The organism is Sphingomonas sp. PP-F2F-A104-K0414, assembly GCF_004340945.1.
In the GTDB taxonomy this organism is placed as follows: Bacteria; Pseudomonadota; Alphaproteobacteria; order Sphingomonadales; family Sphingomonadaceae; genus Sphingomonas.
Window position 1 is genome coordinate 318,221 of sequence record NZ_SLYD01000003.1, and the last position, 20,822, is coordinate 339,042.

General features: G+C 65.1%; 24 protein-coding genes. 14 read left to right on the forward strand and 10 right to left on the reverse strand.

The window, feature by feature from the left end:
* Positions 1 to 78: 78 nt before the first annotated feature.
* Entirely contained in the window at positions 79 to 789 is a 711-nt protein-coding gene (locus C8J46_RS08635; protein WP_132738242.1) for an EAL domain-containing protein, read from the forward strand.
* 125 nt (positions 790 to 914) lie between these two features.
* Here C8J46_RS08635 and rdgB read toward each other — a convergent pair whose 3' ends face one another.
* Both rdgB and rph read right to left on the reverse strand, forming a co-directional pair.
* Entirely contained in the window at positions 915 to 1,550 is a 636-nt protein-coding gene (gene rdgB, locus C8J46_RS08640; RefSeq protein ID WP_132737577.1) for an RdgB/HAM1 family non-canonical purine NTP pyrophosphatase, read from the reverse strand.
* Positions 1,547 to 2,263, reverse strand: a complete 717-nt coding sequence (rph, locus tag C8J46_RS08645) for a ribonuclease PH (protein WP_056055360.1) — start codon at positions 2,261 to 2,263, stop codon at positions 1,547 to 1,549. Before rph ends, rdgB begins: the two co-directional genes overlap by 4 nt.
* Positions 2,264 to 2,453: 190 nt before the next feature.
* Between rph and hrcA the strand changes: the two genes are divergently transcribed.
* The 4 genes from hrcA to C8J46_RS08665 all read left to right on the forward strand — a co-directional run bounded on the left by hrcA (position 2,454) and on the right by C8J46_RS08665 (position 5,813).
* A complete protein-coding gene (gene hrcA / locus C8J46_RS08650; protein ID WP_132737580.1) occupies positions 2,454 to 3,497 on the forward strand; it encodes a heat-inducible transcriptional repressor HrcA in 1,044 nt (347 codons plus the stop codon).
* A gap of 25 nt (positions 3,498 to 3,522) precedes the next feature.
* Positions 3,523 to 4,062: a nucleotide exchange factor GrpE gene (gene grpE / locus C8J46_RS08655; RefSeq protein ID WP_132737582.1), complete on the forward strand. Its 540-nt coding sequence runs from the start codon at positions 3,523 to 3,525 to the stop codon at positions 4,060 to 4,062.
* Positions 4,063 to 4,242: 180 nt separating this feature from the next.
* A complete protein-coding gene (locus C8J46_RS08660; RefSeq protein ID WP_132737585.1) occupies positions 4,243 to 5,466 on the forward strand; it encodes a threonine synthase in 1,224 nt (407 codons plus the stop codon).
* A 107-nt stretch (positions 5,467 to 5,573) separates the two neighbouring features.
* Complete coding sequence (locus tag C8J46_RS08665) at positions 5,574 to 5,813, forward strand: hypothetical protein (RefSeq protein WP_132737588.1); 240 nt, start codon at positions 5,574 to 5,576, stop codon at positions 5,811 to 5,813.
* A 123-nt stretch (positions 5,814 to 5,936) separates the two neighbouring features.
* On the opposite strand, the gene C8J46_RS08670 is transcribed toward C8J46_RS08665, so the two are convergent.
* Positions 5,937 to 6,401, reverse strand: coding sequence for a vgr related protein (locus C8J46_RS08670; RefSeq protein ID WP_132737590.1), 465 nt, complete (start codon positions 6,399 to 6,401; stop codon positions 5,937 to 5,939).
* Positions 6,398 to 6,835, reverse strand: coding sequence for a copper chaperone PCu(A)C (locus tag C8J46_RS08675; protein ID WP_207894140.1), 438 nt, complete (start codon positions 6,833 to 6,835; stop codon positions 6,398 to 6,400). The genes C8J46_RS08670 and C8J46_RS08675 overlap by 4 nt, the downstream gene beginning before the upstream one ends.
* A 168-nt stretch (positions 6,836 to 7,003) precedes the next feature.
* On the opposite strand from C8J46_RS08675, the gene dnaK reads away from it, so the two are divergent.
* From dnaK to C8J46_RS08690, 3 genes are all read left to right on the forward strand, one after another.
* Positions 7,004 to 8,911, forward strand: coding sequence for a molecular chaperone DnaK (gene dnaK / locus C8J46_RS08680; protein WP_056055380.1), 1,908 nt, complete (start codon positions 7,004 to 7,006; stop codon positions 8,909 to 8,911).
* A 116-nt stretch (positions 8,912 to 9,027) separates the two neighbouring features.
* On the forward strand, positions 9,028 to 10,161 hold the full coding sequence (dnaJ, locus tag C8J46_RS08685; RefSeq protein WP_056055383.1) for a molecular chaperone DnaJ: 1,134 nt from the start codon (positions 9,028 to 9,030) through the stop codon (positions 10,159 to 10,161).
* Positions 10,162 to 10,494: 333 nt separating this feature from the next.
* Complete coding sequence (locus C8J46_RS08690; protein ID WP_132737593.1) at positions 10,495 to 10,950, forward strand: TM2 domain-containing protein; 456 nt, start codon at positions 10,495 to 10,497, stop codon at positions 10,948 to 10,950.
* Positions 10,951 to 11,122: 172 nt separating this feature from the next.
* Here C8J46_RS08690 and C8J46_RS08695 read toward each other — a convergent pair whose 3' ends face one another.
* The 3 genes from C8J46_RS08695 to purB form a co-directional block, all read right to left on the reverse strand.
* The gene (locus C8J46_RS08695; protein WP_132737596.1) at positions 11,123 to 11,386 is read right to left on the reverse strand and encodes a hypothetical protein; all 264 of its coding nucleotides are present in this window, start codon (positions 11,384 to 11,386) and stop codon (positions 11,123 to 11,125) included.
* Between the two features lie 228 nt (positions 11,387 to 11,614).
* Positions 11,615 to 11,842, reverse strand: a complete 228-nt coding sequence (locus tag C8J46_RS08700; RefSeq protein WP_165886495.1) for a hypothetical protein — start codon at positions 11,840 to 11,842, stop codon at positions 11,615 to 11,617.
* A 91-nt stretch (positions 11,843 to 11,933) separates the two neighbouring features.
* Complete coding sequence (gene purB, locus C8J46_RS08705) at positions 11,934 to 13,232, reverse strand: adenylosuccinate lyase (RefSeq protein WP_132737601.1); 1,299 nt, start codon at positions 13,230 to 13,232, stop codon at positions 11,934 to 11,936.
* 219 nt (positions 13,233 to 13,451) lie between these two features.
* On the opposite strand from purB, the gene C8J46_RS08710 reads away from it, so the two are divergent.
* Complete coding sequence (locus C8J46_RS08710) at positions 13,452 to 13,892, forward strand: EF-hand domain-containing protein (RefSeq protein WP_132737603.1); 441 nt, start codon at positions 13,452 to 13,454, stop codon at positions 13,890 to 13,892.
* Positions 13,893 to 13,962: 70 nt separating this feature from the next.
* On the opposite strand, the gene C8J46_RS21400 is transcribed toward C8J46_RS08710, so the two are convergent.
* The 3 genes from C8J46_RS21400 to radC all read right to left on the reverse strand — a co-directional run bounded on the left by C8J46_RS21400 (position 13,963) and on the right by radC (position 15,215).
* Complete coding sequence (locus tag C8J46_RS21400) at positions 13,963 to 14,088, reverse strand: hypothetical protein (protein WP_279388895.1); 126 nt, start codon at positions 14,086 to 14,088, stop codon at positions 13,963 to 13,965.
* A 149-nt stretch (positions 14,089 to 14,237) separates the two neighbouring features.
* Positions 14,238 to 14,450 (reverse strand): hypothetical protein, encoded by a 213-nt coding sequence (locus C8J46_RS08715; RefSeq protein ID WP_132737606.1) that lies wholly within the window; start codon positions 14,448 to 14,450, stop codon positions 14,238 to 14,240.
* Between the two features lie 72 nt (positions 14,451 to 14,522).
* Entirely contained in the window at positions 14,523 to 15,215 is a 693-nt protein-coding gene (radC, locus tag C8J46_RS08720) for a DNA repair protein RadC (protein ID WP_132737608.1), read from the reverse strand.
* Between the two features lie 86 nt (positions 15,216 to 15,301).
* Between radC and C8J46_RS08725 the strand changes: the two genes are divergently transcribed.
* From C8J46_RS08725 to C8J46_RS08745, 5 genes are all read left to right on the forward strand, one after another.
* The gene (locus C8J46_RS08725; protein WP_243643287.1) at positions 15,302 to 18,469 is read left to right on the forward strand and encodes a YdbH domain-containing protein; all 3,168 of its coding nucleotides are present in this window, start codon (positions 15,302 to 15,304) and stop codon (positions 18,467 to 18,469) included.
* A 44-nt stretch (positions 18,470 to 18,513) separates the two neighbouring features.
* On the forward strand, positions 18,514 to 18,693 hold the full coding sequence (locus tag C8J46_RS08730) for a YnbE family lipoprotein (protein WP_243643306.1): 180 nt from the start codon (positions 18,514 to 18,516) through the stop codon (positions 18,691 to 18,693).
* Position 18,694: 1 nt separating this feature from the next.
* Positions 18,695 to 19,072, forward strand: coding sequence for a YdbL family protein (locus tag C8J46_RS08735; protein ID WP_132737610.1), 378 nt, complete (start codon positions 18,695 to 18,697; stop codon positions 19,070 to 19,072).
* A 575-nt stretch (positions 19,073 to 19,647) separates the two neighbouring features.
* The gene (locus tag C8J46_RS08740; protein WP_132737613.1) at positions 19,648 to 19,968 is read left to right on the forward strand and encodes an AtpZ/AtpI family protein; all 321 of its coding nucleotides are present in this window, start codon (positions 19,648 to 19,650) and stop codon (positions 19,966 to 19,968) included.
* A gap of 70 nt (positions 19,969 to 20,038) precedes the next feature.
* On the forward strand, positions 20,039 to 20,797 hold the full coding sequence (locus tag C8J46_RS08745; RefSeq protein ID WP_132738253.1) for a F0F1 ATP synthase subunit A: 759 nt from the start codon (positions 20,039 to 20,041) through the stop codon (positions 20,795 to 20,797).
* Positions 20,798 to 20,822 lie beyond the last annotated feature (25 nt).

Genomic DNA, 20,822 nt, shown 5'->3' on the forward strand with positions numbered 1-20,822 from the left:
CCACTACCCCAACCCGATGTTCCCCGTATCGGTTGCGTCGGATGTCGTGATGGCGCTGGCCTGTCGTTCGCCTTCTCGATGGCGTTCCAACCGATCGTCGATGTCGAGACGGAGACGGTCTTCGCCTACGAGGCGCTGGTGCGCGGGCCCGAGGGGCAGTCGGCGGCGAGCGTCCTAGGCCAGGTCGACGGGCAGAACCTGTACGCGTTCGACCAGCAATGCCGGGTGCGCGCTATCGAGGCCTCGGTGAAGGCCGGGCTGCTCGACACGCCTGCACGGCTGTCGATCAATTTCCTGCCGAACGCGGTCTATTCGCCGGCGGCCTGTATCCAGTTGACGCTCAAGACCGCGGGCGCGGTTGGGATGCCGACCGATCGGCTGATCTTCGAGTTCACCGAGAACGAGGAGATGCTCGATCCCGCGCATGTCGCGAACATCATCGCGACCTATCAGAAAATGGGTTTTGGCACCGCGCTCGACGATTTCGGTGCGGGGCATGCGGGGCTCAACCTGCTCGCGCGGTTCCAGCCGGATATAATCAAGCTCGACATGGAACTGATCCGCGACATCGACACGAGCCTGCCGCGGCGGATGATCGTCGAGGGGATGCTGCGGATGTGCGCGGGGTTGGGGATTGCGGTGATTGCCGAGGGGGTCGAGACGCTTGGCGAGTACGACGCCCTGCGCGCATTGGGCGTGCGGTACATCCAAGGGTATCTGCTGGCGAAACCGGCGTTCGAGGCTTTGCCGGCGGTGAACTGGCCAGTGAAGCAGGCGATTGCAGTCTGAACCACACCCCTCCGTCATCCTGACGAAAGTCAGGACCCAGGGAAATCAAGGGCAACGCCCGTTACCCTGGGTCCTGACTTTCGTCAGGATGACGGGACGGCGAGGGGGCTCCCCCGCCGGGCCTCTCAGAACACCGCGGCTTCCAGCAGCTTGAACGCCTCGTTGCGGTGGCTGATCGCGTTCTTCGTCTCGTGCGGGAGTTCGGCATAGGTCTGGTCGTAGCCGAGCGGCACGAACACGGGATCGTAGCCGAACCCGACATTGCCGCGCGGTGGCCAGACGAGCGTACCCTCGGCTCGACCTTCGAACCATTCGACATGACCATCGGGCCACGCGAGCGCCAGCACGCTGACGAAGTGCGCGCCGCGGGTGACGTCGGGGCCCTTTGCAGCGACCGCGTCCTCGACCTTCTGCATCGCCATCATCCAGTCGCGACCGTTCGGGGTCTCCGCCCAATCCGCCGTGTAGACGCCCGGATCGCCGTTCAGCGCATCGACGCACAACCCGCTGTCGTCGGCGAGCGCGGGGTAGCCCGACAGGTCCGCCGCCGATCGTGCCTTCAGTTCGGCGTTCGCGAAGAAGGTCGTGCCCGTTTCGACGGGTTCCGGCAGGTCGAGTTCGGCCGCCGAAACGACCTCTAGCCCACGCCCTTCGAGCAGAGCGGCGATCTCGCGGACCTTGCCTTTGTTGTGGCTGGCGATGACCAGTTTGCCCGGCTGGAGCTTGCGGATCGCCTGCGGCTCTTTCCCCTCGCCGCTCACTTGGCGACGGCTTTCGCCTGTGCCGCGAAGATGTCGGTGCAGCCGATCCGTGCGAGACGCAGCAGGCGGAGCAGCGCCTCCTCGTCATAGGTCGCGCCCTCGGCGGTCGCCTGTGCCTCGGCGATGTTGCCGTTTTCGAGCAGGACGAAGTTCGCATCCGCATCCGCGCCCGAATCCTCGATATAGTCGAGGTCGAGCACCGGATTGCCCTGGTAGATCCCGCAGCTGATCGCCGCGACCTTCTGCGTCAGCGGGTCGGCGGTCAGCTTGCCGCTCGCGAGCAGACCGTCGATCGCGAGCCGGAGTGCAACCCAGCCGCCCGAGATCGATGCGGTGCGCGTGCCGCCATCGGCCTGGATCACGTCGCAATCGATCACGATCTGGCGCTCGCCGAGCAGCTTCAGGTCGACGACTGCGCGGAGCGAACGACCGATCAGCCGCTGGATTTCCTGCGTGCGGCCCGACTGCTTGCCCTTGGCGGCCTCGCGGTTGTTGCGCGTGTTGGTGGCGCGCGGGAGCATGCCGTATTCGGCGGTCACCCAGCCTTCGCCCTTGCCGCGCATGAACGGCGGCACCTTCTCCTCGACGCTGGCGGTGACGAGCACCTTGGTGTCGCCGAAGCCGATCAGGACGGAGCCCTCGGCATGCTTGGTGAAGCGCGGCTCGATCGTGATCGCACGCATCTGGTCTGGGGCGCGGCCGGATGGGCGCATAGTCTTATCCTAACGGGAGTGAGTGGTTGCCCGCTGCCTAGCCTTTCGTTTGGTCGCTCGCCAGCCTTCCCCGTCATCCTGACGAAAGAGCCCGTCATCCTGACGAAAGTCAGGATGACGGCGTGTGGGACGGGTGGTGGTGGCGCGCATTCCCCGTTGTAGGACGCGCGATCCGCCCTAGATCAAAGCGATGGCCACGCCCCCCGTCACCGAACTGACCGATCGCGCGCGCGACATTTTTCGTGCGGTGGTCGACAGCTATCTCGCCAGCGGTACGCCTGTCGGGTCGAAGACGATCGCGCAGCTTACCGGTCTCAGTCTCTCGCCCGCGTCGATTCGCGGCGTGATGGGCGAACTCGAAGGCCTCGGCCTGCTCGCCAGCCCGCATACCAGCGCCGGTCGCATGCCGACCGACCGGGGCTTGCGGCTGTTCGTCGACGGCATGATGCAGGCGATGGAGCCATCGTTCGAGGAGCGCCAGACGATCGAGGCGCGCGCCGGCGTCGGTGGTCCGGTCGAGGAGGCGCTCGCTGCGACCACGCTCGCGCTGTCGGGGCTGTCGGCCTGCGCCGGGCTGGTGATGGTGCCCAAGCGCGAACTGAAACTCCGCCAGATCGCCTTCGTCGCGCTGTCGCCCGAACAGGCGCTGGCGGTGCTGGTCAGCGAGGACGGCTCGGTGGAGAACCGCGTGATCGCGCTGCCCAAGGGCATGTCGCCGTCTGCGCTGGTCGAGGCGGGCAACTACATGTCGGCGACGCTCGGCGGGCTGACGCTCGCCGAGGCGCGGGGCCGGATCGAGCGCGAGCTGGCGGACGGGCAGGCGGCGCTCGACGGCGCGGCGCGGACGCTGGTCGAGCGCGGGATTGCGGTGTGGAGCGAGGATGCGGATCGGCGCCCGGTGCTGATCGTGCGCGGGCAGGGCCGGTTGATCGATGCCGCTGCCGCCGCCGATCTCGACCGGGTCCGCGACCTGCTCGACGATCTGGAGGGAAAGCAGGAAGTCGCATCGCTTTTGGACAGTGCGCGGGCCGGCGATTCGACACGGATTTTCATCGGCGCGGAGACCAAATTGTTCGCGTTATCAGGGTCTTCGGTCATCGCGCGACCGTTCCGCGGGCTGGACGGCCGGGTGGTCGGTGTGGTCGGTGTCATCGGCCCGACGCGGTTGAACTATGCGCGCGTCGTGCCCATGGTGGATTTCACGGCTGCAACGCTCGCCCGGTTGATGGGTTGAGCCGGCCCAATTTATAGGGAAAACCATGTCCGAGACCGATCAGAACACGCCTGCAGACCTGCGCGAAGAAACCGCCGAAGCCGCGCCTGAGGTGGCCTCGAACGACCGCGTCGCGGAGCTTGAGAACCAGCTCGCCGAGGCCAAGCAGAACGTCCTCTACGCGCAGGCTGAGATCCAGAACGTCCGCCGTCGTGCCGAGAAGGAAGCCCAGGACGCTCGGGCCTATGCCGCTACCGCGTTCGCGCGGGACGTGTTGTCGGTCGCCGACAACCTGTCGCGCGGGCTGTCGGCTATTCCGGCTGATCTGCGCGCGGACGACAAGATGAAGGGACTCGTCACCGGGCTCGAGGCGACGGGTCGCGAGCTGGAGAGCGTGTTCCAGCGCCACGGCATCACCAAGATCGCCGCTGAGGGCCAGATGCTCGATCCGAACAAGCACCAGGCGATGATGGAGATCCCGAGCGACCAGCCTGCGGGGACGATCGTCCAGGAGATGCAGGCTGGGTACATGATCAAGGACCGCCTGCTGCGCCCCGCAATGGTTGGCGTCGCCAAGGCGGGGTAATCCTCCCCGGAACGGGGAGGGGGACCGCCAACCGCTTGGTTGGTGGTGGAGGGGATTCACCTCCCGAGTACCATCTGCGGCCGGGGCGCGTTTACGTCGAGCGTTATGAACGCGGCACGCCCCCTCCACCAGCTGCGCTGGTCCACCTCCCCTTGCAGGGGAGGATTTGAAAGTTAGTTCATGAACCAGAACCTCACGACCGATCGCCAGACCTTCGTCACGCATCTCGAATGCTCGATTACCGGCGAGCGGTATGAGGCGGACCAGCTTCATGGGCTCTCGCGCGCCGGGCGACCGTTGCTCGTGCGCTATGACCTCGACGCGGTGAGGTCGTCGGTTTCGCGCGATACGATCGAGGCGCGGCCGACCGATCTGTGGCGGTGGCGCGAGTTGCTTCCCGTCCGCCACACGTCCAACATCGTCAGCCTTGGCGAGATCGAGACGCCGCTGGTGCCGCTGACCAAGTCCGGCGGCCCCAACGTTCTCGTGAAGGACGAAGGCCGCCTTCCGACCGGCAGCTTCAAGGCCCGCGGCCTCGTCATGGCGGTCGCGATGGCGAAGGAACTCGGCGTCACCAAGATCGCGATGCCGACCAACGGCAACGCTGGCGCGGCGCTCGCGGCGTATGCGACGCGGTGCGGGATCGAGACGATCGTGTTCTGCCCCGACGACACCCCCGAGATCAATGTCCGCGAGATCGCGATGCAGGGCGCGCGCGTCTGGCGGGTCAACGGCCTGATCGACGATTGCGGCGCGATCGTCGGCAAGGGCGCGGCGGAAGGGCGCTGGTTCGACTTTTCGACGCTCAAGGAGCCCTATCGGATCGAGGGCAAGAAGACGATGGGGCTCGAACTCGCCGCTCAGTTCGGCTGGAAACTTCCCGACGCGATCTTCTACCCGACCGGTGGCGGCACCGGCTTGATCGGGATGTGGAAGGCGTTCGACGAACTTGAGAAGCTCGGCTGGATCGGTTCCCAGCGTCCGAAGATGTTCGCGGTGCAGGCGAGCGGCTGCGCGCCGATCGTCCGCGCGTTCGAGGCGGGCGAGGAGCATGCCGAGCGTTGGGAGGATGCGAGCACCGTCGCAGCGGGCATTCGCGTGCCGAAAGCGGTCGGCGACTTTCTGATCCTTCGCGCGGTTCGCGAAAGCGGCGGGCAAGCGCTCGCAGTTGGCGATCCCGCAATCCTGAAGGCAGTCGATGCGGCGGCGAAGCAGGACGGGTTGCTGCTATGCCCCGAGGGCGGCGCGACGCTGGCGGCGTATCACCAGGCGTTGAACACCGGGTTGGTCGACGAGGAAGACAAGGTCGTACTTTTCAACTGCGCGACCGGGTTGAAATATCCGATGCCCGAAGCACCGCAAGCGCTTGATAGAACACGACCTATCGATTTCGACGCGCTGTAATCGGCGGATTTCTGCCGATAGGGTGGATCGCGATCTACCAGATCGGTGGTTGAAATTGATCCATGTTGGCTGCAACGGGGCGCCCTTATTTACAAAAGGGGTCTTCAATGCAGAAAATCGTCCAGGTCGTTTGCGTCGTGCTCATCGCGGCGGCGGTGATGTTCGGCGGGCGTTGGTACATGTACGTCGCGCAGGGCTCGAGCCCGTATGATGAGGTCGGTATCGCGTTGAACGGCTATGCGCCGGGGCCCATGCGGGCTTGGGGCTGTCACAAGATGCAGGCGCGGTTCCCGGGCCAGTTGCCGCCTTACGGGTGTGGTGGTCCGGATGGTCGTAACTGGCTGTAACAAGCGTCCGTCATCCCAGCGAAAGCTGGGATCTCCCCGTAATAGCGCGCACCCTTGCCGCTTGAGATCCCAGCTTTCGCTGGGATGACGGTGGGGGAGTGGACGGGGACGGGGTAGTGGGCGTCAGGCCGACACTAACGGCGTAAACGGCAACACTGTCTCGTATTGCTCAAGCGGCGGTGCGCCTGCCACCTTCGCTCCAGCACGCAGCAAGAAGGCATGCCGCACGATCTCGCACTGCTGCTCGATGCCATAGCGGTGCAGCGCCACCCCCGGCCGGAATGCATAATCGTACCGACACCAGGGATGTCGCGCCAACGGCAGGAACACGCCGCGCTGGTGTTGCCAGATGTGCGTCATCTCGTGAATGAACAGCCCCTGCAACGTCAGGTGCGCATGCGCGAAGTCGTCGCACCACAGGTCGCCCTTGGGGTGGAAGTGGATGCATCCGCGCGGTGCCATCACCGTGTCGCGCGGTTGGAAGAACGCCCATTTGGTGCGTGACAGGCTGACCTCGGAATACTCGATTGCGCCGCCGAACACAGATGCGGCCAGCGCCGTCTCCCCCTCGGTCAGCCAGCGCTTCACTTGCCCGCCGGCGTCCCCGCCGCGACCACGGTCGCATTGTTCAAGATCCGCGTCCCGTCCGCAAACGCGAACGTCAGCATCACGCGATCCGCGGGCTTGATCCCCGAGTTCATGTCGAACAGCATCACGTGCCGTCCCCCCGGCGCGAACGCCACATCGGTGTTCGCCGGAATGTCCACGCGCGCGAGCGGCGTCATCGAGGTTACGCCGTTCTTCGCCATCGTCTCGTGCATCTCGGACTTGATCGCGACGTCGGTCGTGACCGAGATCAGCGTCGTCGGCGTCGGCCCCCCATGCACCGTGAAATACGCCGCCGCAGGCCGCCCGGTGACCGCGCCGAGCCGAACCCAGGCGCCGTCGACCGACAGTTCCTTCGGCTGCGAGCACGACGCCAGTGCCATCGCGGCAACACCCAGTCCGAAAACGATACGCATAGGTTACTTTTCCCCGGGCCCTGCCTCTTGCGCATCCTATGATGGGTACAATCTTGCGGCAAGCGCGAGGCCACCTATATCGCGCCCATCATCAGAAAGGTTCCACTGCCGTAACGGGGTGGAACCGGTTTCGTATTTTCGTTTCAAGTGAGGGGCTAATCAGAACTCATGGCTAAAGTAATCGGTATCGATCTCGGCACGACCAACAGCTGCGTTTCCGTCATGGAAGGCGGCAAGCCCAAGGTCATCGAGAATTCCGAGGGCGCGCGCACTACGCCGTCGATCGTCGCCTTCGCCAAGGATGGCGAGCGACTGGTCGGCCAGCCGGCCAAGCGCCAGGCAGTGACGAACGGCGACAACACCATCTTCGCGGTGAAGCGCCTGATCGGCCGTCGTTTCGACGATCCGATCACCAAGAAGGACACCGAGCTGGTCCCGTACAAGATATCGCGCGGGCCGAACGGCGACGCCTGGGTCTCGGCGGGCGGCAAGGATTACTCGCCGTCGCAGATCTCGGCGTTCACGCTGCAGAAGATGAAGGAAACCGCTGAGTCGTATCTCGGCGAGACGGTCACGCAGGCGGTCATCACCGTTCCTGCGTACTTCAACGACGCACAGCGCCAGGCGACCAAGGACGCCGGCCAGATCGCCGGCCTCGAAGTGCTGCGCATCATCAACGAGCCGACCGCGGCGGCGCTGGCCTACGGCCTCGACAAGCAGGACGGCAAGACGATCGCGGTCTACGATCTCGGCGGCGGCACGTTCGACATCTCGGTGCTGGAAATCGGCGACGGCGTGTTCGAGGTGAAGGCCACCAATGGGGACACGTTCCTCGGTGGTGAGGATTTCGACAACAAGATCGTCCAGTACCTCGCCGACGAGTTCAAGAAGGCCGAGGGCATCGACCTCGCCAAGGACAAGCTCGCGCTGCAGCGTCTGAAGGAAGCCGCCGAGAAGGCGAAGATCGAGCTCAGCTCGGCGCAGTCTACCGAGGTCAACCTGCCGTTCATCACCGCGGACCAGAACGGTCCGAAGCATCTGGTGAAGTCGATCACCCGCGCCGACCTGGAGCGGATGGTCGAGGATCTGGTCAAGCGCACGCTCGAGCCTTGCCGCAAGGCGCTGGCCGATGGTGGCCTGAAGCCCGAGGACATCTCGGAAGTCGTGCTGGTCGGCGGCATGACGCGCATGCCGCGCGTCCGTGAAGTCGTGAAGCAGTTCTTCGGCAAGGAGCCGCACACCGGCGTCAACCCGGACGAGGTCGTCGCGATGGGCGCCGCGATCCAGGCCGGCGTGCTGCAGGGCGACGTCAAGGACGTGCTGCTGCTCGACGTGACGCCGCTGTCGCTCGGTATCGAGACGCTGGGTGGCGTGTTCACCCGGATGATCGATCGCAACACGACGATCCCGACCAAGAAGTCGCAGACCTATTCGACCGCCGACGACAACCAGGGCGCGGTGACGATCCGCGTGTTCCAGGGCGAGCGCGAGATGGCGGCCGACAACAAGATGCTCGGCAATTTCGATCTCGTCGGCATCCCGCCCGCACCGCGCGGCGTGCCGCAGATCGAGGTCACGTTCGACATCGATGCGAATGGTCTCGTCAGCGTTTCGGCCAAGGACAAGGGTACCGGCAAGGAGCAGCAGATCCGCATCCAGGCATCGGGTGGTCTTTCGGATAACGACATCGACCAGATGGTCCGCGATGCCGAGACCTTCGCCGAAGAGGACAAGAAGCGTCGTGCGGGCGCCGAGGCGAAGAACAACGCCGAGTCGCTGGTCCACACCACCGAGCGTCAGCTGGCCGACAATGGCGACAAGGTCGACGAGTCGCTGAAGACCGAGATCCAGGCCGCGATCGACGCGACCAAGGCTGCGGTCGAGAGTGGCGACGCGGACGCGATGACCGAGAAGAGCACCGCGCTCGCCCAGGTCGCGATGAAGCTCGGCCAGGCGATCTACGAGAAGCAGGCCCAGGCGGACGCTTCGCCGTCGGCGGATGGTGACGCGGCTAAGAAGGACGACGATGTCGTCGACGCCGAGTTCTCGGAAGTCGACGACAACCCGAAGGCGTAACCGACGTCCCCCTCTCCCCGTCGGGGAGAGGGTCGGGGTGAGGGGCAGTACCGAGAGGGGCCGCGTGTGGCGCCCCTCTCCCAACCCTCTCCCCGGAGGGGAGAGGGCTTGAGATCATGAGTACCCAGACAGATTATTACGAACTGCTCGAATGCGAGCGGACCGCGGATGCGGGGACGATCAAGTCGTCCTACCGCAAGCTCGCGATGAAGTATCACCCGGACAAGAATGCCGGCTGCAAGGATTCCGAGGCGCAGTTCAAGGCGGTCAGCGAGGCGTACGAGTGCCTCAAGGACCCGCAGAAGCGCGCGGCCTATGATCGCTTCGGCCATGCCGCGTTCCAGAACGGCGGCGGTGGCGGTCACGGTGGCGGCGCGCAGGATTTCGGTGGCTTCAGTGACATCTTCGAGAGCGTCTTCGGCGAATTCATGGGCGGCGCGCAGCGCGGCGGTGGCCGTTCGGCGGCACGGCGCGGCGCGGACCTGCGCTACGACATGGAAGTCAGCCTGGAGGAAGCCTTCCACGGCAAGACGACCGAGATCACGATCGACGTCTCCGCGCTCTGCGACACCTGCGACGGCTCGGGCGCCAAGGCCGGGACGCGCGCGAAGACCTGCCAGCATTGCGGTGGCCACGGTAAAGTCCGTGCACAGCAGGGCTTCTTCGTCGTCGAGCGCGCCTGCCCGGTCTGCAACGGCGCGGGCGAGGTCATCGCGGACCCGTGCCCCGATTGCCGCGGCGAAGGTCGTGTCGAGAAGACCAAGACTCTCTCGATCAACGTCCCCCCCGGCGTCGACGAAGGCACGCGCATCCGCATGTCGGGCGAAGGTGAGGCGGGTGCCCGCGGTGCGCCGTCCGGCGACCTCTACATCTTCCTCCACGTCACCAAGCACAATCTGTTCGAGCGCGAAGGCACGACATTGTTCGCGCGCGCACCGATCAGCTTCACGGTCGCGTCGCTCGGCGGATCGCTGTCGATCCCCGGCCTCGACGGTCGCACGCACGAAGTGAAGATCCCCGCCGGCATCCAGTCGGGCAAGCAGCTCCGCCAACGCGGCGCCGGCATGCCCGTCCTGCAAGGCCGCGGCCACGGCGACCTCGTCGTCCAGATCGACGTCGAAACCCCCACGCGTCTCAGCAACCGACAGAAGGAATTGCTCGAGATGTTCCGCGAGACGGAAACGGGCGACGAATGCCCTGCCAGCCAGGGCTTCTTCGCCAAGCTCAAGGGCGTGTTCGCGGGCGAGTGATACTACCACGGGCCGGCGATATGCCGGCCCGTACGGTACCGAGCCGCATGCCTAGCGCAGTTATCCCGCCTCTCTCGTCATCCCAGCGAAAGCTGGGATCTCACTGTTTGTGTTGTACCGCGTACCAACAGGAATACCCCAGTTTTCGCTGGGGTGACGGGCGTTGGGAGTTGTCCCGCGTCGAGTAATATGATGGCCGACTGTCACCAGCATGAGGGCACAGATCTCTGGCTTGGGATTGTCCTTGAGGCTCATGCCGGATGACACGCGTAAGTTCGAGCTTGCCTGATCCGCGGCATCCGCCAGAATGTAAAGCGAATATCGAGGAATGACATGCGCGGACAGGTTTTAGGCGTCGATCCCCGCACGGGCGAAGGCATCGTCGCGGGGCAGGACGGGCAACGCTACCGCTTCGCGCCGGAGGATTGGGCGCATCGCGGCGAACCGGCGATCGGCATCGAAGTCGATTTCGAAGCCGCCAACGATCGCGCGCTCAGTGTCTTCCCGATGCCGACCGAGCCTGGCCCGCGTCGCGCGGTGCCGCCAGCCGCTGTCGTCCCGGCAAACGACCGCAACAAATATGTCGCTGCGGTGATGGCGTTCGTGATCGGCACTCTAGGCATCCACCGCTTCTACCTTGGCAGGACGGGCTCGGGAATCATCATGCTTGTGCTGACGATCACCGTGGTCGGCCTCGTGATCAGTGCACCCTGGGCGCTGATCGACATGATCCGGTATCTGATGATGTCCGACGAGGAATTCGCGGCGCGGTATCCGCGCACGCGGTAGCCGCCGTCGATCTGGTGAATCAGACGCCGTCTGATCCTCCCCCGCCAGGGGGAGGTGGCCGGCTCTTGCCGGACGGAGGGGGAGGTAAGCGATAACCTCGGCTCCGTGTCCTCCCCCTCCGTCACCTTCGGCGACACCTCCCCCGTGCGGGGGAGGATCGATAGAGCCGCCATCACTTGGTGCGAATGACGACGCCGCGTGCGCTCCACTCGGACCGGGTCTCGCAGATCGTCTCGGGCAGCGTCTTGTCCGCCTTGCGACCCAGAATAGTGCGCGGCATGCAGACGCGGCTGGTGTCGTCCTTGAAGACGCTCGCGGGCATGGTGACGGAAATCGGCTTGTCACCGGCCGCGAATGCGGGAGCGGAGGCGCCACCTAGCATGACGATGCTCGCTACCAGAAGAGCGGCAGGGCGGAACGAGAGGGACTGGAACATGGAATGCCTTTCACAGAGAATGACGCCGAACTGCGCCATGACTGTGTCACTGCATTAATGATGCCAAACACCTAAGCGCCTGGGATTGCGTTATTTAATTGGAATAGTCAGATTTCTGACAAGGCTAGCGAGCCGAAATGCAGGGTAGGCCACCAGATATTAGCGGATCTCGCGCTGCTCCTCTGGCCTAGCCGCGCCCCCTTGGAAGGGGGCGGGCGGGCCGATGGATCAGAAGGCGGTGATGACCACCCCGACCACCAGCGCTTGAGCCGCGATCGCCAGCATGGTGCTGGTCACGGTTTCGAACATGCGCATGGGTAGGTCTCCGATGCCGGAAACATATCCGGCAAGGGCGATATGGCTATAGTTGCGCGTTGTCGCAATTTTGTAACACGTAATCGCAATTGCGTTGCGTGCATTCGGCGCAGTTTTTGACGGTCCACCGTCCAACTCCACTCGTCATCCTGACGAAAGTCAGGACCCAGAGCCAAGCAGGACGGCGTTTTGTTACTCTGAATCCTGACTTTCGTCAGGATGACGAGGGGAATCAGGCCGCGCCGAACACTCGCGCGAAGATTGTGTCGACGTGCTTCAGATGATAGCCGAGGTCGAACTTGTCCTCGAGTTCGGCATCCGACAGCGTTACTTCGGGATCCGCCTTCAGCAGTTCGAGCAGCGACAGCGCGCCATCCGAGTCCCACACCTTCATCGCGTTGCGCTGGACGAGGCGATACGCGTCCTCGCGGCTCACGCCCGCCTGCGTCAACGCCAGCAGCACACGCTGCGAATGGACGAGGCCGCCCATCTTGTTGAGATTCTTCAACATCCGCTCGGGATAGACGACCAGTTTGTCCATCACCCCGGTCAGCCGTGCGAGCGCGAAGTCGAGCGTGATCGTCGCGTCCGGCCCGATGTACCGCTCGACCGACGAGTGCGAGATGTCGCGCTCATGCCACAGGGCGACGTTCTCCAGCGCTGGGGTGACGTAGCCGCGCACCATCCGGGCGAGCCCGGTGAGGTTCTCGGTTAGCACCGGATTGCGCTTGTGCGGCATCGCCGACGAGCCCTTCTGGCCGGGCGAGAAGAACTCCTCCGCCTCGAGTACTTCGGTACGCTGCAGATGGCGCACTTCGGTCGCGAGCCGCTCGATCGAGCTGGCGATCACGCCCAGCGTCGCGAAGAACATCGCGTGGCGATCGCGCGGGATGACCTGCGTCGAGACGGGCTCGACCGACAGCCCGAGCTTGCCCGCGACATAGTCCTCGACGAACGGGTCGATGTTGGCGAACGTGCCGACCGCGCCCGAGATCGCACAGGTCGCGACGTCCTCGCGCGCCGCCACCAGCCGCGCCCGGTTGCGGGCGAACTCGGCATGCGCCTGCGCGAGCTTCAGCCCGAACGTCACCGGCTCGGCGTGGATGCCGTGGCTGCGACCGATCGTCGGCGTCATCTTGTGCTCGCGCGCGCGGCGTTCGAGTACTACCAGCAGCGCATCGAGATCGGCGATCAGGACGTCGCTCGCCTTCGCCAGCTGTACCGCGAGGCAGGTGTCGAGCACGTCCGACGAGGTCATGCCCTGGTGCATGAAGCGCGCTTCCGGGCCGACATGCTCGGCGACGTTGGTCAGGAAGGCGATGACGTCGTGCTTGGTCTCGCGCTCGATCTCGTCGATCCGGTCGACCTCGAACGCGCCCTTTTCCCAGATCGCGGCGGCGGCTTCCTTGGGCACGACGCGCAGTTCGGCGAGCGCGTCGGTGGCGTGCGCCTCGATCTCGAACCAGATCTTGAAGCGCGCTTCGGGCGTCCAGATCGCGACCATGTCGGGGCGGGAATAGCGGGGGACCATGGGTTTCCTCGGGGCTGGTGAATGGCACGGTTCGTCGCGTGCTCCCCTCGGGAGACGCCTGCGGAGCGCCTAGCAGGCCATCGACGGGGGTACAAACGGCAATGCGTTCGGCCTATATCCGTTGCTGGCGATCATCGTTTTGCAGCATTCGATCAGTATCGATGAGGATGTAGCGGTGATGATCGAGTAAAGATTTCGAAGTATCGATGGAGAATGGCAATGCTTAAATATGCTCTGCTCGCAGCGACGATGACGATTGCTGCACCAGCTCTCGCGCAAACCACCGCGACATCGCCGCAGACTGCGCCGACCGCCATGCCGGGCTCGGCCGATCCTTCGATGTCGCCCGCCCAGACCGCGCCGAGCCAAACTTCCGCACCCGCGCAAACCGCTGAGGCAACGCAGCCCGCGAGCGGCACTCAGGTCGCGCAGGTCGTCGACACGGAATTCCCGACCTACGACACGAATAAAGACGGCAAGCTCAGCACGGTTGAGTTCGCCGCATGGATGGTCGCGCTGAAGACCAAGACCGATCCGACCACCAAAGCGACCGCGCCCGAAACCAAGAAATGGGTCGCTGCCGCGTTCGCACAGGCCGATATCGACAAGAACAAGTCGCTGTCGAAGCCGGAACTGACCAGCTTCCTATCGCAGGGCTGATCGTCCGCTTCCGGATCTACGTCAAAGAAAAGGCCGCTGGGTTCGCCCGGCGGCCTTTCGCTTATCGGGCTCAGATCGCGCCGGTCCGCATGATCGACAGGAACCGCACGCGGACCTGATCCGAGGCGCGTGACATCAGACGCTGCATCCGGATATCGTAGACATCGACGGCATCGATCGTGCGCCGATGCGCCATCGACCAGCGGGCATCGGCTGATTGGACAAAAATCCCCACGCACGCCGACTGATATGGCCCTTGTTTGGCCTTGGACGAGGATGGCAGAGCGGATTGGATGTCGTAATTCAGTACGACATAGGACCGCTGGCCCGAAGATAACGCGACGGTCAGCCAGCCTTGCGCGCTGCATGTTCCTTGTCGGCCAGGGTCATCGTCAAAATCTGGCCCTGCGCTTCGACCGCCGCTTCGAGAAGCCGGTCGGATGTCTCGACTGCCGCATCGGGTGTCAACGACACCGCGACGCCGTCCGGCCCATCGACCAGGACCTGCCCGTGTTCCGCGGTCACGGTCGAGGGTTCGTCGTGTAACTTGTTGTCCACATAAAATTCCTTTGGGTGGACAACGAAGGCGCGGGGGAAACGTCCCGCCTTTCCCGAAACTATCTAGTTGCGTCAGATTAATCCCTGGGCACGCAGGCTGACATGGCCGCCGGTGCCCATCACGATATGGTCATGGACGGTGATGCCGAGCCGCTTGCCCGCCTCGGCAATGGTCCGCGTGATGTCGATGTCGGCGCGGCTGGGGGAGGGGGCTCCGCTCGGGTGGTTGTGGACGAGGATGATCGAGGCCGAGCCAAGGTCGATCGCGCGGCGGATGACTTCGCGGACATACACCGCGGCCTGGTCGATCGAGCCCTTGCTCATCACCTCGTCGCGGATCAGCATGTTCTTCGTGTTGAGATGCAGCACGCGGAACCGCTCGATCGCGTGGTGCGCCATGTCGGCGCGTAGATAGTCGAGCAGCGCCTGCCAGTTGGCGAGCACCGGGCGGTCGCTGACGTGCGATTGCAGCAGGCGGATCGCGGCGGCGTGCGCGATCTTGATCGCTGCGGTCGAGATGTCGCCCATGCCCTTTACCCGGCCGAGCGCCTCGGCATCCGCGGTGAGGACTCCGCCGATACCGCCAAACTCGCGCATCAAGGCCTTGGCGAGCGCCTTGGTGTCGCCGCGCGGAATCGCGATCGCGAGCAGATATTCGATGAGTTCGTGGTCGAGCAATGCGTCGCTACCGCCTTCGAACAGGCGTTTGCGGAGGCGGCCCCGATGGCCCTTCAGATCGTCGATCTCGTCGTCCGGTTCGGCCATATCGTGAAGCTAGCACATCCGCGCGCAATTGCATGACGCCCCCGCACCCGCCTATGCAGGGGGCCGGAGCGTGGCGGAGTGAGTAAGTGAGCGAGACGAGCGAGACGGGGGCTGACCCCGGGGCCGACCCTCGCCGCCCTGCGACGGCCCGCCGCGTTGCGCTGGTGATCGCGCTGCTCCTGCTCGCCGGACTGGTCGTGCTTTGGCTGGTGAGGAAGCCAATCGCCGAGGGGTTCATCGATCGTGAGCTCGCCAAGGCCGGCGTGCCTGCGCGCTATGACATCGCCGACCTCGCGCTGGGTGGCCAGCGGCTGACCAATGTCGTGATCGGCGATCCGGCGCATCCCGATCTGGTCGCCGACTGGGTCGAGACGCGGACTGGCGTCGGGTTGTCGGGACCGTATCTGGAGGGCGTGCGCGCGGGGAAGGTGCGGCTGCGCGGTCGGCTGATCGACGGTAAGGTCTCGCTCGGTGCGATCGACAAGTTGCTGCCGGCCTCGTCGGGGAAGCCGTTTTCGCTGCCCGCGCTCGACGTGTCGGTGGCCGACGGGCGGATGCGGCTGGAGACTCCGCAAGGTGTCGTCGGCTTGAAGCTGGCAGGCTCTGGCAAACTTGACGACGGGTTCCGCGGCACGCTGGCGGCGATCAGCGAGCGGCTCGATGTCGGTGGGTGTGTGATCGACCGGCTGGCGGCGACGGTGAAACTGCGAATCGACGCAGCCAAGCCAACGATAACCGGGCCGGTACGCGTGTCGCGGCTCGCCTGCGGCACGACGCAGGCGGCGCGGATCGTGGCCGATCTCGACGTCGGCCTCTCTGCCGCGCTCGATCGCTGGCAGGGCAAGGCTACGCTCGAGACTGGCGCGGTACGAACACCGGGTGCGACTTTGGCCGGTGTTGTGGGCACGATCGACTTCACCGGAACCGCGGCGGCGACCGGCGGCAAGGCGGACATCGCCGCCGATACGGTTCGCACCACCGAAGGCGGCGCGCGCCGGGTTACGCTTGCCGGCACCTACCGGATCGGCAAGCAGATCGCGTTCGACGGGCGTGTTCAGGCGAGCAGCGCCACAATGGCGCAGAAGCGACTCGCGGGACTGGCTGGGATCGGCGGTGCGGCCGCTGGGACCCCCGTAGCACCGTTGGCAACGGCGATCACGCAGGCGGTCCAGAAGGCCGGCCGCGGATTTGCTGCGGACACCGACCTGCACGTGCAGATCGACGGCGGACGCGGCAAGGCGGTGCTGTCCCGTCTCACGCTTGCGTCTGCCAGCGGTGCGCGCGTGGCGCTCAGCGGCGGGAGCGGGGTCGCGTTCGGCTGGCCGAATGACGGCGTACGGCTCGACACAGTTCTCGGGATGCGCGGCGGCGGCCTGCCCGAGGCGCGTATCTCGCTCGCGCAGGCGAAACCCGGCTCGGCGATCCGTGGCGTCGCCACCATCGCGCCTTATGCGGCGGGTGGCGCAAGTCTGGCGCTCACCCCCGTCACTTTCAGCGCGACGCCGGGCGGGGCGACCTCGATCGCGACGCGAGTCACGCTCGGGGGACCGATCGGTGCGGGCGGTTCCGCCAACCGGGTCGATGGTCTGTCGATACCGGTTGCGGCGCTTTGGGACGGTCGCGGGCGGCTGGTCGTCAACACCGGTTGCGTGCCTTTGGCAGTCCAGCGCTTTGCGATCTCCGGCCTTGTGCTCGATCCGGCGCGGCTGACCTTGTGCCCGCTTGATGGCGCGCTGGTGCAGATCAACGGCGCGCGGGTCAGCGGCGGCGCGAAGATCGCCGCGGCCAAGCTGGGTGGGCGACTCGGCACTACCCCGATCACGCTCGCGACGGCGGGAGCGACCATGCGGCTGGCGGATCGCGGCTTTGCGATCGACGGCGTTCAGACCCGCATCGGCGCGCCCGAACGCATCACGAAACTCGATTTCGCCACTGTCACGGGCCGCATGACCGGGCAGGGCGTGGCGGGCGCGTTCACGGGCGGCTCGGGTCAGATTGCCAACGTGCCGCTGCTGCTCGGGGAGGCCGCCGGCGACTGGACGCTCGTCAATGGCGCGCTCAACCTCACTGGCGCGATGGGCGTATCCGATGCCGCGCCGACGCCGCGGTTCAAGCCGCTCGCCGCGCGCACCGTGACGCTCGCGCTGGTCAACGGCACGATCACCGCGGCGGGCACGCTGTTCGAGCCGACCACCAACACCAAGGTCGCCGACGTCACGCTGACCCACGCTCTCGGCGCCGGGGCAGGCAAGGCGGACCTGAACGTGCCCGCGATCGCTTTCGCCAAGGACAAGCTGCAACCCGACGCACTCACCCCGCTGACGTTCGGCGTGATCGCCGACGTCAACGGATCGGTCAGCGGCGAGGGGCATATCGCCTGGAACCCCGCTGGCGTGACCAGTACCGGCGTGTTCCGCACCGCTGGCACCGATCTCGCCGCCGCATTCGGCCCGGTCACCGGCATCGCTACCGAGATCCGCTTCACCGACCTACTCAACCTCCAGAGCGCGTCGGGGCAGGTGGCGACGATCCGCACGCTCAATCCCGGCATCCCGGTCACCGACGGCACGATCCGCTACCAGACGCTGCCCGGTGCGCGCGTGCAGGTCGAGGGTGGCTCCTGGCCGTTCGCGGGCGGATCGCTGACGCTCGACCCGACTTTGCTCGACTTCTCTGCGCCGAAGGAGCGCCGGATGACATTCCACATCGCCAACATGGCCGCCGACCAGTTCCTGCAGCAGTTCGATTTCAAGAACTTCGACGCGACCGGGATCTTCGACGGGGTGCTGCCGATGATCTTCGACGAGAGCGGCGGCCGGATCGAAGGGGGCGACCTGCGCGTCCGGCCTGGTGGCGGCACGCTCGCCTATGTCGGCGACCTCAGCCAGAAGGATCTCGGCATCTGGGCGAATATCGCGTTCCAGGCGCTGAAGTCGCTGCGGTATCAGTCGTTGCGCGTCGGCATGAACGGGCCGCTCGCGGGCGAGATGGTCACCGACGTGCGCTTTGCCGGGATCAGTCAGGGTGAGGGGGCGAAGTCGAACTTCATCGTCCGGCGGCTGCAGAAACTCCCGTTCGTGTTCAATATCCGGATCAAGGCGCCGTTCCGCGGGCTGCTCGATTCGGCGCAGAGCTTCTACGATCCGAAGCGGCTGATCCAGCGCAACCTGCCGGCTTTGCTGCAACAGCACGCCGCGCCGCCACCTCCTAAACTTCCGACCATTCAGCCTCCCGCAAGCAGGATCGTGCCATGACCGAAACAGGATTGAAGAAGCTGGAGCAAAGGCCGATCTTGCGCATGATGACGAGGACGATCGCGATTATCGGGCTGTTGGCCGCCCTGCCGGGCTGCATCAACGTGTCGGCGCCTGACAAGCCGATCGAGATCAACCTCAACATCAACGTCACGCAGGAAGTGGTCTATCGTCTCGATGGCGAGGCGAAATCGTTGATCCAGCAGAATCCGGGGATATTTTGATATGAAGAAGGTCATTGCCATGATTGCCGCAGCCGCGGTTCTCGGCGGCCTTTCGGTGGCGGCGTCGGCGCAGCGCGATCCGGCCTATGCCGCGGCGCGTGCCGGTGGCGAAGTCGGCGAGCAGCCCGACGGCTATCTCGGCCTGGTCGGGGCGGCGAGCGGCGATCTGCGCGCGCTGGTCAACAACATCAATATCCAGCGCAAGTCGGCGTATACCCAGAAAGCGCAGGCGAGTGGTGCGACGGTCGAGCAGCTCGCGTTTACCAGCGGGTGCAACCTGATCGCCGCGACGAACCCTGGCGAGAAGTACAAGACGCCCAACGGCGTATGGAAGACGCGCACCGCCGGCGCCCCGGAACGCGATTCGCGCTGCGTTTGAGATAGTCCGTCATGCCGGGCTCGTTCCGGCATCCACCGTTCCGCACGCTCGATAGTCGTGAGAGCGCGGAACCGTGGACCCCGGAACAAGCCCGGGGTGACGAAGACGGGAGCGTCCTCCGCCCTTCACCGTCACCCCAGCGAAAGCTGGGGTCTCGTGCGGCAAGGGGGTGCTCCATTACGGGGATACCCCAGCTTTCGCTGGGGTGACGAGATTGGGTGGAAATACGAATAGCAGGTGTCCCCTCGCGGCGCGGGGTCCCGGCTTTCGCCGGGATGACGAAGAGCGTGGCCGTATCGAGGTTCAGCTCTAAAATCCTCCCCCGCCAGCGGGAGGTGTCTGGCGCTTGCCGGACGGCGGGGGAGGTAAGGAGAACCTCCGTTCCGTGTCCTCCCCCTCCGTCACCTGCGGTGCCACCTCCCCCTGACGGGGGAGGATTCAAACGCCCCATTAATGACGTCCGTGTCACACCGGTTGACTTGCACCCCCCCCTTTTCTAAACGGACCGCGCCTTGGCGGGATCGCTCGTCGCTGCTTGCTTCCTCCCCGATGCGAAATCAGGTGGAGGAACGTGCGTGGCGGAGATCGAACCCGGACAGGACCCCCAGGGTGTTGACGATCCGCGACTTTCCGCGCTCGATGAGCGATTGCGAGAGGCGCAGCATCGGGAAACGCTCGCAAAGGGGCAGAAGGGGGCGGATGCCGAGCGGGGTTACTCGCAAGGCAATCGCGTCATTTCCGCTCTCATCGGGAGTCTCGTTGGCAGTGCGCTGATCGGCTGGTTGATAGACCGCTGGTTCGGCACTGGCCCTTGGGGACTGATCGTGCTGCTGTTCCTCGGGATAGCGGTCGCGTTCAGGCAGATCATTCGAATTTCAGGCGAACGCCCGGAGTAACCGGGCGTTTGTCGTATCAAGACGGCAGGGATTCCACGTGGCGGCAGAACAGGGCGGCAAGATCGATCCGATGCACCAGTTCCTGATCGAGCCGGCGTTCGGCTCGCACTGGATCGTAGGTGGCTATGACCTGTCGTTCACCAACTCCGCATTGTGGATGGTGGTGACGCTGGTCGCGCTTTGGGCGTTCATGATCGGTGGCATGAAGCGCGAGCTCGTCCCCGGTCGGTGGCAGATGGCGGTCGAGGGCTTCACCGGCTTCATCTCGGGCATGCTCGAGCAGAATGTCGGCCCGGGCGGCAAGCGCTTCGTGCCCTATGTGTTCTCGCTGTTCATGTTCATCCTGTTCGCGAACATCATCGGGCTCCTGCCATTCGGCATCGTCCCCGGCGTGCACCCGTTCACCGTGACCAGCCACATGACCGTCACCGGCGTGTTGGCGCTGATCAGCTTCGCGATCGTCCTGCTCGTCGGTTTCGGCAAGCACGGCTTCCACTTCTTCTCGCTGTTCGTGCCAAGCGGCACGCCCGCACTGATGATCCCGCTGATCTTCGTGGTCGAGCTGATGTCGTTCCTGGTGCGTCCGTTCTCGCTCGGTCTGCGACTGTTCGTGGCGATGACCGCGGGGCATATCCTGCTCAAGGTGCTCGCCGCGTTCGTGATCAACGGTCTCAATCTGGGCGGCGTGTATATCGGTCTGGTGACCGCGCCGAGCATGCTGCTGATGATCGGCATCACGCTGCTCGAGCTGCTGGTCGCCGCGATCCAGGCCTATGTGTTCGCGTTGCTGACGTCGGTCTATCTGAACGACGCGGTCAATCTCCACTAAGTGGGGCAGCCTTCACCAAGTTTTC